This window comes from Paraburkholderia phosphatilytica (genome assembly GCF_003443895.1).
Classification (GTDB): Bacteria; Pseudomonadota; Gammaproteobacteria; order Burkholderiales; family Burkholderiaceae; genus Paraburkholderia; species Paraburkholderia phosphatilytica.
Genome location: NZ_QQOA01000002.1, coordinates 25,097 through 39,954, shown reverse-complemented (window position 1 = coordinate 39,954; position 14,858 = coordinate 25,097). Strand labels below are relative to the sequence as shown.

General features: G+C 66.2%; 8 protein-coding genes. 3 read left to right on the top strand and 5 right to left on the bottom strand.

All coding sequences use genetic code 11. The features are described from left to right. Positions 1 to 21: 21 nt before the first annotated feature. Together mltA and DVS29_RS01970 are read right to left on the bottom strand one after the other, a co-directional pair. Entirely contained in the window at positions 22 to 1,773 is a 1,752-nt protein-coding gene (mltA, locus tag DVS29_RS01975; protein WP_118178769.1) for a murein transglycosylase A, read from the bottom strand. 43 nt (positions 1,774 to 1,816) lie between these two features. Beyond that, complete coding sequence (locus DVS29_RS01970) at positions 1,817 to 3,889, bottom strand: protein kinase domain-containing protein (RefSeq protein WP_118178768.1); 2,073 nt, start codon at positions 3,887 to 3,889, stop codon at positions 1,817 to 1,819. 345 nt (positions 3,890 to 4,234) lie between these two features. On the opposite strand from DVS29_RS01970, the gene DVS29_RS01965 reads away from it, so the two are divergent. The 3 genes from DVS29_RS01965 to DVS29_RS01955 all read left to right on the top strand — a co-directional run bounded on the left by DVS29_RS01965 (position 4,235) and on the right by DVS29_RS01955 (position 12,119). Continuing rightward, positions 4,235 to 6,514, top strand: coding sequence for a CHAT domain-containing protein (locus tag DVS29_RS01965; RefSeq protein WP_338069318.1), 2,280 nt, complete (start codon positions 4,235 to 4,237; stop codon positions 6,512 to 6,514). A gap of 7 nt (positions 6,515 to 6,521) precedes the next feature. Then, on the top strand, positions 6,522 to 8,198 hold the full coding sequence (locus tag DVS29_RS01960; protein WP_118178767.1) for a ShlB/FhaC/HecB family hemolysin secretion/activation protein: 1,677 nt from the start codon (positions 6,522 to 6,524) through the stop codon (positions 8,196 to 8,198). A 72-nt stretch (positions 8,199 to 8,270) separates the two neighbouring features. Then, positions 8,271 to 12,119 (top strand): two-partner secretion domain-containing protein, encoded by a 3,849-nt coding sequence (locus tag DVS29_RS01955; RefSeq protein WP_118178766.1) that lies wholly within the window; start codon positions 8,271 to 8,273, stop codon positions 12,117 to 12,119. A gap of 5 nt (positions 12,120 to 12,124) precedes the next feature. On the opposite strand, the gene DVS29_RS01950 is transcribed toward DVS29_RS01955, so the two are convergent. The 3 genes from DVS29_RS01950 to DVS29_RS01940 are packed head-to-tail and all read right to left on the bottom strand — an operon-like array spanning position 12,125 to position 14,508. Further along, positions 12,125 to 12,898 (bottom strand): glycosyltransferase family 2 protein, encoded by a 774-nt coding sequence (locus DVS29_RS01950; RefSeq protein ID WP_118178765.1) that lies wholly within the window; start codon positions 12,896 to 12,898, stop codon positions 12,125 to 12,127. Between the two features lie 5 nt (positions 12,899 to 12,903). Further along, complete coding sequence (locus tag DVS29_RS01945; protein WP_118178764.1) at positions 12,904 to 13,713, bottom strand: PP2C family protein-serine/threonine phosphatase; 810 nt, start codon at positions 13,711 to 13,713, stop codon at positions 12,904 to 12,906. A gap of 18 nt (positions 13,714 to 13,731) precedes the next feature. Then, the gene (locus DVS29_RS01940) at positions 13,732 to 14,508 is read right to left on the bottom strand and encodes a hypothetical protein (protein WP_205962390.1); all 777 of its coding nucleotides are present in this window, start codon (positions 14,506 to 14,508) and stop codon (positions 13,732 to 13,734) included. Between the last annotated feature and the right edge of the window lie 350 nt (positions 14,509 to 14,858).

Sequence of the window (14,858 nt, the reverse complement as noted above, 5' to 3'; positions counted from 1 at the left end):
CGCGTGAATGGCAGTCGCCGCCTACGGCGCGTCATCCACGCAGAACGCCGGGTCGCTGACCAGGCAGTCGGCGCTCGGTGCGGCCGGTGCCATCCCCCGCGTTTTCAGACCCGCTTCCTGCGCAGCGATGTGCAGTCCTTTAGGCAACAGGATCCACATGCGAATCTGCTCTTTCGTGTGACTCGCCTGCGCCTGCGCCGTCTGACCGAAGCCGTAAAAGTAGTCCGCGCGCACCGCGCCCTGAATCGCGCCGCCGGAATCCTGCGCCATCATCAGCCGGTCGATGGCGCCGGGCGACTGGGGGTCGTCGCGCGTCGACACGAATACCGGCGCACCGAGCGGCGTCGTGCGCGGATCGACGGCGACGGAGCGTCCCGCCGATAGCGGCACACCCAATGCGCCCACCGGCCCGTACGGCGAATCGGGAATCACGCGGAAGAACACGTAGCTGGGATCGGAGGTGGCGAAGCCGTGGCGGGGCGGCGCTGTTGCGCTGGGCGTCGTTGCCGCGGGCGTCGTCGCGGTGACGAGACTGAAGCCGCGCAGCAGCGGCGATACCGGTTCGTCGTCGTCCGCCGCGGCAGCGGGTGCACCGCCTTGCGTGCCGCCGGCGACATGATTTGCGGGCGATTCCGGCGTGGTGGCGAGCGCGGCGGGGGTGTCGTCGTCTGTCACGTCGATCTGCATCTCCATGCCGCGCACGGTGATCCGGTGAGTGCCGCTCCGATTGTTGTGCGCGATGGGCGGCAGGAAAGGCCGGCCGTTCTGCTCGGCGTACGCGAAGCGGAGAATCGTGCCGTCGCGCATGCGCACCTTGCCGGCGCCCTGCAACTGCATCGAATAGAGCATCACGGGGTCGTCGACGTACGCAAGAATCGGCGCCTTCAGCGCGCCGCTTTCGATCTCGGCGCGGCTGTAGTAAGGGACGATACGATCGTGATCGAGCCGCAGGCGGATTTTCTTGTCGCGGATATCGGGAACGCTGTCGCGCAGATCCAGCGCGTATACCGCCTTGAGATTTCCCACGTCCACGTCGGCCAATGGAATCACCGAACGCCCGTCGATGCGGGCGGCGGTCGTGGTACCGCGCGCGCGATCGGGCAGACGGCGCGCGTCGAGGTAGAGCATGTCGTCCGGTGTGCCATACACCGGATAGATGTACGCGCCGCCGTATTGCCGGCTGCCGTTCAGGAGCGGCTCGTAGTAGCCGGTCAGCGTGCCGTCGGGCGTCCGGTCGGTATTGCGGATCTGGTACGCGTTGAAATTCGCTTCGAAAAATTGCCGGATGGCCGCGGCGTCGTGCGGATCCACCGCGCGCGACGCGGCACACGGCTCCGCCCAGCCGCTGCGCGTACCGAGCACCGAGCAGCTTCGTGTGAACGCGCCCCACGAGGCGCTGAGATCGTCGCTGCTCCATCCGGGCAGATCGGCGTAGCGCGCAGCCTCATAGGACGCGTGACGCGTCGCAAAGCCGGTTGGCGCGCCTGCGGTTGAATTCGCAACTGGGTTCTTGACCGCCGCTTTGCCAGTCTGGTCCGCAGAGGAGGGGGACCGGGCGCTCGTCACGGCCGGCATCTGCGCCTGCGGTACCGCATCGACCGGTGCCAGAACGGGCGGCGGTGGTGGCGATGCCGGTGACGGTGGAGGTGCCACGGTTTCCCGGGACGCGTTCGCCGTCTCCGCCGGTCCGAACGTGACGGTGGTGGCGGGATTGTTGGCCGCGCAGCCGGCCAGCGTCATCAACAGCGCGAACAGCGGACGGAACGTGCGCATGCTGTCTGCTCCTGCAACGTTCGGCGCGCGGACCCGGACGCGACTACGTGGACGAATTGACGACGTCGATCCGGAACGTCGTCGCGCCGAACGCGTCCGGACAGTCCGTAACGCCAGCCGCACAGTTCGGCTTGCCGGCGAATGGCGAATAGCTGGCGGTACGGCGCGCGGCGGCTTCGCGCTGTGCGTCGGCGGGGAATCCCTGGAACACCGAAGTACCGTGCAGACCGCCGTCGGAGAAATCGCGCTGCGCGGCCGACACGATCACCAGAAACTGGTTGGGTCCTGCTGGCGCGCCCGCAAGCATCGGCCAGTTCGCGCGCGGCAACGACAGTGTCTGCTGCGCCCCGATCGCGTTGTTCCGGTCGATGCCGTTGGGGAAGATCATCAGGTACTGTCCAGCCGGATCGACCATGAACACATACACGTAGCCGTTCCGGCTGCTGCTGACCTTGAACTGCAGATGGTCCTTGCCGATGCGCGCGGTAGCGCTGCGCAGCCCGACCGTCACGTGAAACGACGGGTCGGCCAGCGAGACGATCCGGTCGAACTCGCCGCCAGGCGTATAGGGCGGCAACGCTGCGGCTGCGGTCACTGCAGCCGCCGCTGCGCTGGCCGCGTTGTCGGGCGAAGCCGGTGGTTGAGCTGCGGCAGTTGTGCCTGTGTCAGGCGGTGCACTGGCTTGCGCAAGCGCACCCGGCGCGGTCTGCGGTTGCGCGGTCTCAGCTTGCGCGGGCGGTGGCGTGACCTGCGGAACGGCAGAAGCAGGCGCGCTGCTGGACGCCGTCGATGTCGTCGTGGCTGGGCGATGCAGCGCAACCCAGCCGCCGATGGCCACCAGCACCACGACACCTGCAGCCAGCCCCGCGATCATCCCCGTGCGCCCGCGCTTTGCGTCACCGCCAGCAAGCGCCGATGCCGCGCCGGGCGGCATCGGCGTTCGGGGCGACGCCTGCGAACTCCGCGCCGCTTCGACCGGTTGTGTCGCGGGCGGCGTCGCGGCTGCGCTGGCCTGACCCGTTCGCTCCGCGCGCGGCATCACGGTGCCTTCGCCGGCGAAGCTCATCGCGCTGCTCGTGCTGTTCGAGCCGTTCGCGTTCGCCGGCGTTTGCGTGGCGAGCTCCATTTCTTCGGCCAGCGCGTGAACGCTCTGCGGCCGGTCTTCGGGACGCACGGCAAGCGCATGATCGATCGCGCGCAGGAATCGCTCCGTGTAGCGGCCCGCGGCGGTCGTCGCGAGCGGCACGTAGTTATCGCTCAGCAGACGGCCTACCGAGGGCGGCGGCGTCTTTCCCTGGATCGCGAAGTACACGACCGCGGCGAGCGCATAGATGTCGGTCCACGGACCCTGTTTCATCGAAGCGACTTCCGCGTACTGCTCGACGGGCGCGTAGCCGGGTTTCAGGATCACCGTCAGCGCCTGCGTCATGTCGCCGATGACCCGGCGCGCCGCGCCGAAATCCAGCAGCAGCGGACGCCCGCTGCCTTTGAGCAGCATGATGTTGTCGGGCGCGATGTCGCGGTGGTAGCACTGTGCCGCATGCAATACCGCAAGGGCGTCGACGAGCGGGCCGAGCAGCCCGCGCAGCCACGCTTCGTCGGGCGCTTCACGCTGCTGACGCAGCGTATCGCGCAGCGTGACGCCTTCGTAGTACGGCATCACCATATACGCGGTGCCGTTGGCTTCCCAGAACCGGTAGACCTTGACGAGCGAGTGATGATCGAACTGCGCGAGGAGGCGCGCTTCGTTGATGAAGCTCTTCAGCCCCGCGCGAAAGGTCTCCGCATGACGCTCCGAGCGTACCGTCACTTCGGCGAGACCGACCCGCGCGGCCAGCGCGGCGGGAATGTATTCCTTCAGCGCAACGTTGCGGCGCAACTGGGTATCGTAGGCCAGGTAGACGATGCCGAAGCCGCCCTCGCCAATCAATCCGACGATTTCGAATTCGGCGAGACGCGTGCCGTTGGCGAGTGCCTGGTGCGCGCTGCCGGGCGCGGGAGGTGTGCTCATGACGACGGTACGGTCGTCGTCGTCCGTTGGCTCGGCGCTGGCGGGTTGACCGTCAGGTTCGGACGGCGGCCGCACTATTACCGTCTTGTCATCGGGGCTACTCATCGAGCCACGCTCCGTGGAAGGGTCCGGCGGCTGCACGCCGCGCACGCAAGCGCCAACCTCACGCGCACGCGCGTGTATCTGAAAGACGAATGACGGACCGTTTTTTTTAAACCGCCCGACGCTTCGCTGTGCTGTCGATCACGACAGCCTGCGCGTGGCCCGTTCGACTATATCGAGGTTCGTTGGATCGCGACAGGCGGCAACAGGCGGCCGGCGATTTAAAAAACCAGCGGGTTCATTCGTTTACCACTGGCAATTGACGGTTTTGTGCGATGGTCCGCGCTGGCGCATCGGCGCCGGCGGCGGGTCGTTCTGCGTCACCATCTTGCCCCGCAGGAACTCCATGTGAACGAACTCAAAGGTTTGTTGATCGGGAGGACGTGCATCGCCACGCACATCATGCGGGATAACGTTGGCCTGGCCGTTACGCGCGTTGCCGCGGTGCTGACGGTGCTCGCCGCGACGCTCGGCATGTGCGTGCCCGGCGGAGCGGTTCATGCCGCCTCTGCTGCCCCTGCAACTGGCGCACAACCGCCATCCGCGGCGCCCGCGGGCAACGGTTCGTCGGGCCCGGTCGGTGGAGGACTGCCGCCGGAATCGATCGGCTTCCGGGAGGCAAGCGAGCGCGAACGCGACGCGGAAACGCTCAAGTCGCTGACTGCCGAAGGGCACCTGCTGCTGTCCCGTGATCGCATCAAGCTGCCTGCGTACGATTACTGCAGCATGTCGGTTGCGGCAGCCGAACGCGGAGACTTCCGCGACAGCATCGACTCCGCGGCGCGGGCCCTGGTGGTCGCGCAGCAGACCGACAATGGCGACCTCGCCGCACTGTCCAAACGTGATCTCGCGATCGCCTACAGCTATGCGGGCGACCTCGACGACGCCGAGCGCTATGCCAAAGAAGCGTTGGCGTCGAATCCCAAAGCGCCCGAGCAGGTCTTTGCGCCGGCCAATAAAGTGCTCGGCGACATCGCGCTGCGCCGCGGCGATCCGCAGGCCGCGATCGCGGCCTATGACCAGGCACTCCAGACCGCCTCGCCACGCTACAAGCCGCTGGTCCTGCTGTCGGTGACCAGTGCGCAGATCGCCGCCGGCGATACCGCCGACGCACGCAAGACTTTCGATGCCGCGGGTGGAGCGGCCGCACCGGATGTCGCGCCGGAGTATCGGCGCATCGAAGGCAACCTGCTGCTCGCCGAGGGCAAACCCGACGAGGCGCGGCGCGCGTTCGAAAAGCTGCTGGCCGGCCGCGATTCGACCGATGCGAGCTATGACCGCCTGTGGGCTCACGAAGGCATCGGCCGCGCGTATCTCGCGCTTGGCGACAAGCCGCACGCGCGCGAGGCCTATCTGCACGCCGTGGACGATTCGGAAAAAATCCGTGCGCGGTTTCGTAGCGACGAATTCAAGACCGGCCTGTTCGGCGATACGCAATCGGTGTTCGAGAAGGCCATCAGCCTCACGCTCGATACGGGCGACTACGAGGCGGCATGGTATCTGTCGGAGCGCAGCCGTGCGCGCGCGCTGCTGGATGTCGTACGGAACCAGGTCGATGCCGGCGTCGACAACCAGCAGTTGAACGGTCAGGTGCCCGGCCTCGATGTGGTGCGGCGCATGCTGAAACCCAACGAAGCGATCGTCGAATATCACAGTCTCGCGAAGACGCTGGTGGTCTGGGTGATCCGCAGCGATGGATTGACCGGGCACACGTTGCCGATCGCGCGTGCCGACATGGACGCGGCGGTCACCGATTTTCGCAATGCGATCGTCCGGCGCCGCCCAACCGCGATCACCTACGGCGACAAGCTCGACGCGCTGCTCATCGCGCCGCTGGGTCTGCGCAAGGACGAGCGCCTGATCATCGTGCCGCACGGCGCGCTGCATTACCTGCCGTTCCAGGCGCTGCACGACAGCAACGGTTTTCTGATCCAGCGGCACCCGATCGCGCTCGAACCATCGGCGAGCATCGCGGTGCAGCTGTCGCAGCGGCAGCAGCGGGTCAGCGGCAATCTGGTTGCGTTCGGCAATCCGCAGATCGCGCCGCCGTTCGCGCTGCCGGGCGCCGAAGCCGAGGTGCGGGGCATTGCGCCGCTCTTCGCGAAGAACGAGATCTTCCTGCATAGCGACGCGACGCGGGTGAGCTTCCGCGATAACGCGCCCGGCGGCCGCGTGCTGCATGTGGCCACGCATGCTGAAGCCGACACCGTCGACCCTCTCCATTCGAGCATTCTGCTCGCGCCGGCCACGCAACCGGCGGATGGTCCCGATCTGATGCTGGCGAAGGATATCTACAACCTGAAGCTGCAGAACGTCGCGCTGGTGACGCTGTCCGCGTGCGAAACCGGGTTGGGCCGGATCGCGCGTGGCGATGAGATTCTCGGTTTTACGCGCGCGTTTTTCTACGCGGGCGCGACGAGCCTGATCGTGTCGATGTGGCCGGTTGCCGACGAATCCAGCGCGCTGACCATGCGCACCTTTTACACGCAGCTCACCGAAGGACAGGAAGCGATCGACGCGATGCGAACCGCACAGCTGGCGGTTCTGCGGGACCCGCGCTTCTCGCATCCGTTTTTCTGGGCACCCTTCGATCTGATGGGAGGCTGGCGGCTGACGGTCGCGCGCTAAAACAACAATGAACACACTCCGGATCATTGCTGGGGCGTTGTCCTGCGGCAGCGTCGTGGCGTGGGGCCAGACGGTGCCGAACGCCGGCAGCCTGCTCAACCAGACGCAGCCGTCCGAAACGCGTCCCGCGCCACAGGGCGGCGCGGCGGCCTTGCCCGCGGTGCCGCAGGCGACGTTGCCGGGTGTCGTGGCAAACGGCCCGACCTTCGTGCTGAAGACCATCACGCTCAAGGGTAACGACACCATCGCCAGCGACCAGCTGCTCGCGCCGGTACGGAACCGGTTGGGCACCGAGGTGAGTTTCGCGGATCTGCAGGCGATCGCGGCGGCTATCGCCAGCGTGTATCGCGAGCGGGGCTACGCGCTGGCTCAGGTGGTGATTCCGCCTCAGGACGTGAGCGCGGGCAATGTCGAGATGAGCGTGCTCGAAGGACGGATCGGGCACGTGCGCCTGAACGTGGCGGCTGGAACGCCGATCCGCGAAAGCCTGCTGCGCGAGCGGGTTGCGTTGATTCCGGTCGGTGCGCCGCTGCAGGAGCACGAACTCGAACGCACGATGCTGCTGCTCTCCGATCTGCCGGGCATCCAGGTGTCGTCGTCGATCGAGGCGGGTAGCGAACCGGGCACCGTCGATCTGACGATCAACGTGGCGCCGGCCAAGCGCTGGACCTTCGCGGTGAACGTCGACAACTACGGCGCGTCGTCGGCCGGGACCTGGCGGCTGGGCGCGATCGGTCGGCTGAATTCGCCGTTCGGCATCGGCGACAACCTGGATGTGCGGCTGCTGGCCAGCGAGCGGCTCGACACGGCGTTCGGCAGCGTGGGCTACGAGGCACCGGTCAATCCGTACGGCACCCGCGTGGGCGTCACGGTGTCGCGGCTGAACTATGCGCTCGGGAAGGAATTTTCGTCGCTCGATGCACAGGGCGAAGCGACCACCGTCGACCTGACGGTGACCCATCCGCTGCTGCGCACGCGCAATCAGAACCTGCTGTTGCGCACGAACATCGAGTATCGCGATCTGATCGACAACATCGGCACGGTGTCGGAGCACAACCACCGCTCGCTGGTGGAAGGCAGCGTCGGCGCGAGCTACGAGAGCCGCGATGGGCTGCTGGGCGGCGGCTTCAACAGCGCGGACGTGGCGCTGCTGGCCGGCAGTCTCGACTTCAGGTCGGAATCGAGCCTGCAGCTCGACACCTCCAGCTTCGGCCGCAATACGCAGGGTACCGAGGTGCGCACGACGTTCTTCGCGAACCGGCTCAACGCGGTGACGGATCGCCTGAGCATCTTCGCGGGCGTGGCGGGTCAATGGGCCGCGACGACGCTCGACGATTCGTCGCGTTTCCTGCTGGGCGGCCCGCATGCGGTGCGCGCCTATTCGCCTTCCGAGGCGCTGGTGGATGAAGGATTCGTGGCGACGCTCGAAGGGCGATTCGCGATCAATTCGAAGGTGACCGTATTCGGCTTTTTCGATTTCGGCTCGGGACGCTATAACGCGAATCCGCGTCCGGACGAAGGCTCCAACACGATCACGCGCAGCGGTGTGGGCGTCGGTGCGTTCTGGTCCGCGCCGGCGGGTATTTCGTTGCAGGGTACGGTGGCCTGGCGGACGACCTCGTCGGATACGACCGGCAACGATCATGTGCCGTATCTCTATGTGCAGATGTCGAAGGCGTTCTGAGCGCGTAGTGGGTGCGCGCAGGACTATCGGGTCGATGCATGTGCCGGAGCATATCCGGCGCTGGGGGCTGCCATGAGCAAGCCATGCAGGGTGCGATCGGGACGCGCCAGCGCGATTGCCGGCGCGGTCGCGGCGTTGTTTGCCGCGCCGTATGCGTCGCCGCTGTTCGCCAATCCGGTCGGCGGGCAGGTCGTCTCGGGCAACGTGAACGTCAGCACGTCAGGCCCGGGGCAGATGAACATCACGCAGAAGACGCCGAGCGCGATCGTCAACTGGAACTCGTTTTCGATCGGCTCGAACGAGGCCGTGAGGATCGCGCAGCCGTCGGCGTCGTCGACCTTGCTCAATCGCGTCACGGGCAACAATCCCAGCACGATCGCCGGATTGTTGCAGGCCAACGGCAAGGTGTTTCTGGTCAACCCGGCCGGGATCATCTTCGCGCCCGGGTCGTCGGTGAACGTCGGGTCGCTGGTCGCGTCCACGCTCAATATTTCGGATGCCGATTTTCTCGCCGGCAACTATCGCTTCGTGGGCGCGTCCACCGCGGCCGTCAGCAACGCGGGGGCGCTCACCGCGCAACCGGGCGGCACGATCGCGTTGCTCGGCGCGACCGTCAGCAACAGCGGGACCGTGAGCGCGCGCCTGGGCACCGTCGCGATGGGGGCGGGCAGCGACATCACGGTCGACTTCGCCGGCGACGGCCTGACGACGCTCAGGATCGATCAGGGCGCGGCGGGTGCGTTGCTCGGCAATACCGGCACGCTGGCCGCCGATGGCGGGACCGTGGTGATGAGCGCGCAGACGGCGGATGCGCTGGCGGGCACGGTGATCAACCAGCAGGGGATCGTGCGGGCGCAGAGCATCAGCGAACACGATGGGCACATTCTGCTGGATGGCGGCACGAGCGGCGTCACGCAGGTGGGCGGCACGCTGGATGCGACGGGCGGCGCCGGCTTGACCGGCGGCAGGATCGACGTGACGGGTTACGACGTCGCGTTGCTCGGCGGCGCGCGGGTGGATGCGAGCGGCGCGGCGGGCGGCGGCACGGTGCGCTTCGGCGGCGGCGCGGGCGGCGCGGACACGGACCTTCGCAACGCCAACGCGATCTGGATGGCGCCGACGGCAAGCATCCATGCGGATGCGCTCGACGACGGCAACGGCGGACACGTGGTGGCGTTCAGCGACACCGCGAGCCGGCTCTACGGCACGCTGTCGGCGACCGGCGGGCCGCAGGGCGGGAACGGCGGGTTGATCGAAACGTCGGGGCACTATCTCGACACGACGGGGCTGGTCGTCGACGCCTCGGCGGCGAAGGGGCAGGGCGGCACCTGGCTGCTCGATCCGTTCGACGTCGATATCGAACCCGGGACGCCCGAGGGCGTACCCGATTCGCCGCTATTCGGGCCGTACACGGGCACGACGACGATCCTCGACGGTTCGATCAACGACGAACTGAACGCCGGCGTCAGCGTGATCGTCAGCAGCGGAACCGGCGGCAGCATCCTGCTCGATTCCGGCTCGTTCATCCACAAGAGCAGCGGCGGCGACGCGGTGATCACGCTCTCCGCCGGCGGCTCGCTCACGCTGCTCGGCAATATCGAGGCGGACCAGAACGCGTCGGCCGGCAAGCTCGGCATCGTGCTCGAGGCGAACCAGGATGGGGCGGCGGCCGGTGTCGCGTCGATCACGAACACCGCGCCGGCGGAGGAAGAAATCGGTACCGTGTCCATCACGTTGCAGACGAACGGCGGCAACGTATCGATCGGCGCCGGCGCGAACGGAACGACGTTCGACGGATCGACCATTTCGCTGAATGGCGTCACCATCAATACGACGGGCATCGCGCCGGACGCGAACGGGGACGGCTCGGTCGCTATCCACGGGATGGCGCCAACGAATTCGACCGCGGTCGAGCTTGGCAGCAACACGGCGGTCACCTACAGCGTGACGGCCGGCTTCGTCACGACCACGACGCCCACCACCATCACGACGTCGACCGGAACGATCGACATCGAAGGCGGCCTCGGCGTGACGCCGAACGTCGGCGGGACGACGGGGTACGGCGGTGTTGCGCTGTTCGGTGTCGCGCTGACCACCGCTTCCGGGCCGATCAGGATCTATGGTGCGGGCGCGGGACCCACGACCGACGACGAGTTCAACGCACTGGGCGTCGACATCGAGGAATCGACCGTCAGCACGACGAGCGGGTCCATCGATATCCGCGGCGCGTACACCGGGACCGGTACGCCTGCGCAGAACGAGGGCGGCGAGGGCATCACGGCCGGGATCGGCGTGTATATCTTCGATTCGACCGTTCAGGCTTCCGGCGCGGGTACGTCGGTTTCGATTGCCGGTTCGACCGACCAGCCGTTGCCAGGCGTGGAGATCACCGGGGATGGCGAGATCCCGACCCTGATCTCGGCGGGTGCAGGCGGGCGCGTCTCGCTGCGTGCGTTGAACGACAACTCGACTGCGAGCCTCGTCGTTGACGGACCGACCGCGTTGCTGGGTTCCACCGGCGGTGTCCTGTCGGTGCTTCCCGGCGGCGTGGATCCGGATACGTTCGGCTTCACGAGCGGCGACGCGTTGCCGATCGGGCTGTTCACGACAGTCGCCGGCATGAGTATCGACGAGGGCACCTTCTTCGGGCAGTTTCAGGGATTCCAGACCATCGTGCTCGGCAGCACCACGCAGACCGGCAAGATCACGGTGGGCGGCGCGGGTTGCGGCGGCGTGGCGACCTGTACCCAGGAACCCGTGTTCAACACCAATCTGACGCTGGCCAACCCTGCGGCCGGCAGCCAGGGCATCTCGCTGCTGTATGGCGCATCGTTTCCCGGGCATACGCTGGTCCTGTCTTCGGGCGGCTCCGTCACGGACCCCGGCGGCATTCAGGCGGCTGGGCTGCTGCTCGCCGGTCCCGGCACCTTCACGCTGACCGATCCGCAGAACGCAGTCGGCGTGCTGGCGATGGTGGGGGCCGGCAATGTCGACTTCCTCAATTCAGGGAGCTTCGTCATCGGTCCGATCGTCGGCTCGACCTTCAATTCGGCCACCAGTCAGGTGTCGACGCTGGACGGCACCAATTCGACGCTCACGGGCGATCTCGTTGCGACCGCAGCGACCGGCAATCTGGGACTGGGTGGCGGAACGGCCTCGGCGGGAGGGCCGACGGGCGGACTCAACACGAATCTGAGCGCCGGCGGATCGATCGACCTGGTGATGGAGAACGGTGTCTTCACCGACGCGGGCACGGGCACGCTGAGCGCGGGCGACGCATGGCGGGTCTGGGGGCTGACGTGGAACGGCGAAACGCGCGGCAACGTTCAACCCGATACCGCGCAACCCAATTTCTATGGCTGCACGTTCGGCTCGGGATGCAGTTGGGGAGGAGCGGTTCCCACGACCGGCAATCACTTCGTGTACGTCGATCGTCCGACGGTGACGGTCACCGCGAACGGTGCGACGCGTATCGCCGGGGCGCCCAATCCGGCCTTTACCTATACGACGAGCGGTCTCATCAACGGCGATACCGCGTCGGGCGCGCTCACGGGCAGCTTGAGTTCACCGGCCACGCAGGGTTCGCCGCCGGGACAGTACGCGATCGATCCGGCTTTCGCTTCCGGCGTGGGCTACGTGGTGAACGACGTCCCCGGCACGTTGACCGTTATACCGATGACGGATGCGGTGGCGCAGAGCGGCGTGCAGGCACTGTTCGGCAGCCAGCAGCAGACGTTCGTGTATGAAAACAACCTGCAGGGCACGAACATCTGCATCGGCTCGAACCAGCCGGTGTTCACCACGGAACCGCCGGGAGACTCACAGGATCTGCTCGCGGTCGAATGGAAGCGCGTGCGCTCGCAACCGAATCTGAACAGCTGCATGTTGACGATCGGTCAGCATGGTTGCGGCGATTTCTGACGGGCTCACGCCGGTGTTCTCGTCAAGGTGCTCATCGTGTGCAGCTGACGGATTCCCGCTTCTACGGCCATCACGAATTCGCGCGTCAGCCGGATCCCTTCGCGGACCTCCACCGGGTCGGGCGCCTGCATGCCCATGCTGATGCGGAAGAACTGCGCGCCGTGGCTGCGCGCGTGGTGATGCATCCGTACGCGCTTGACGTCGACGAGCCGCGGATTGCCGAACAGACGCGACAGCGCGAGCGAGAACGCGCCGTCGTCGCCGCCATGGTGGCGGAAGAATTCGTCCATCGGAAAGCCGCCCATTGCCGCATAGACCGACCGGCGAATCACGAGGCTGCTCGGTATCGTATTGCTCAACGTCGCCGCATGCTTCGCGAAGTCGGGATGATCGACGATCTCCCGCGGAAATCCTGCGTACTCGACATCCAGCCGGACCGAGGCCTCATCCGGATGCTGCTCGAGAAACTGGCCGGCGACGGCCAGCGCGCCTGGCAGATATTCGTCGTCGGCGTCGATGAACGCGAGCACGGGGTGCGACGCATGCAACGCGGCCCAGTTGCGCGCGCGGGCGGAGCCGCCGTTGACCGGCATCCGCAGCAGCCTGATGCGTGCGTCGAACTGCTGCAAGCGACGCACGATGTCGATCGGGTCGTCGTTCGATGCATCGTCCACGACGATGATCTCGGCCGCGTGCGGCTGGATCACGCAGCTTTCGAGGGTGCGGGCAAGCGTTGCCGCCGCGTCGTAGCAGGGGATGATGACCGAGATGGGCAGCATCGGCCTCAACCCGGACTGGCCGCCTGTCCGGGCAGCCGTAATATCGTTGCCTGAGGGTCTTCAGCGTCGACGACCCAGACTGCCAACGCGCTGAAGTTGTCGTGATTGGCTTTCGCCGTTGCGCGCACCTGGGTGGCCAGCGCGTCGAGCCACGCATCCGGCGTGGCCGAGCGCGCGAGCCAGTCGCGCATGCAGTCTTCGTCGACGTACTCCCACAGTCCGTCGGTGCACATCAGAAAGGCGTCCCGGTCACGCAGTTCGAAAGTCTCCGCCCGGCCGGCGATATTCAGCCCGTCGCGGCTTCCCAGCGCGGACAGCAGCAGATTGCGGCGCGGATGATGGCGGACTTCGTCGGCTCTGAGCAACTGGGCGTCGACCATGTCCTGCACCATGCTGTGATCGCGCGTCTGCACGCAGATCTCGCCATCGCGAAAGCAGTAGAGCCGCGAGTCGCCGCAATGCGCCCACGCGGCCGTGCGGCACTCGATGTCGATGGCCAGCAGCACGGCCGTCGAGCGCATGTCCCTCACGTCGATGCTGCCTTGAACCTGTTCTTCGAGAATGTTTTCGTTCGCGTGCAACAGCGCGCTTGCGAGGCGCTCGCCGGTTGGCGGCAATTCCGCGACCGTCAGGTAGCGCAGATCGGCCAGCACGGTATCGACCACGATGCGCGACGCGGTATCGCCCCCGCCGTGGCCGCCGGCGCCATCCGCGATCACGCAATAGTAGAGCCGCTCGCTCGACCAGTTGCCGAGCGAATCCTCGTTGCGCTGCCGTCCACCCCGATCGGTCAGGCTTGCGGTGACGAGCTGCACAGGCGGCCTCTCATGAGATCAAACCGGTTCAGTCGATTGCTCGGACAGGATACCCAATGCCGCCAGAATCGCGAGGCGGTTCTCCAGCGTGATGTCGATACCGAGCATGTGTTCGACCCACTGACCGATCGCCGTGCGGGCGAAGTCGGCGGGCAGCGCGCATTTCTTCAGGATCACACCCAGCTTGCCAGCGCGATAGTGATACGACGCAATCCTGTAGCGCGCCGCGACTTCCGACAGGCCGCCTTTTTCGTCCGACAGCCAGCCGAGCGTGCCTGCCAGCACCAGCCGGTCCGACTCGTCGAGCCCGGCGATGAAGGCGCGCGCCGACTCGCGCACGAACGCTTCGTTGAGCCCGTATTGCATGAAAACCGATCCGATGGGATCTGGATGCATCGCCGTCTGCTGATCGATGTCGTATGCGAAGTCGTCGTCATCGAGGGAGACATTGCGTTGATGGCTCGCGCTGCGCAGGCAGTCGATCAGGTAGCGGCGGAAATACGCGCACACCGCGTGGCGGTTCGACGGCGCGCTATGCAGCGGGAAGGTCGTGGCGCTGCTGTGAGCGGCTTCGAGCCGGAACACCTTGAAGTAGATGAACTGCGAGATCAACTCTTCCTTGTCTTCGCCGAGCGCCTGCAGTTCCAGCGGGTGATACGCCGTCAACGCCTGCTGCACGAGGCTGTACATCGACGCCATTTCATCGTGACTGAGTCGCGCGCGGCGTTGCCAAAGCTCCGGCAGCGCGGGCTCCCCACTCCCCCAAACCGTCTCTGCGTTTTCGCTGTGTCCCACGGTCTCACTCCCGCAAGATCGGCTCCGTCCGGATGCTGACCGGCCCGGCCGAACTGGTTGCACTTTATGACGCTGCTGGTTCTATGGATCGGGCGGTCCTGCCTGGGCAAGACGGCATGCCATTCAACTCGCCGCTTTTGTCTAAATCAATAAAATGCGATCAAGGATCGGCATAACTTTATTTGCTTGAGTATCGGGGTTTTCCTTATGCAAATTCGCATTTATGCCCTACATGGAATGCGAGGATAAAGTGCACGGTCATTCGCGTTTTCATTCTACTTGGTGGAATTAGATCTTAATGCAGCAATGCCGGTCATGTTGCAGGAAATTTTCGAACCGTCAGCATGTCT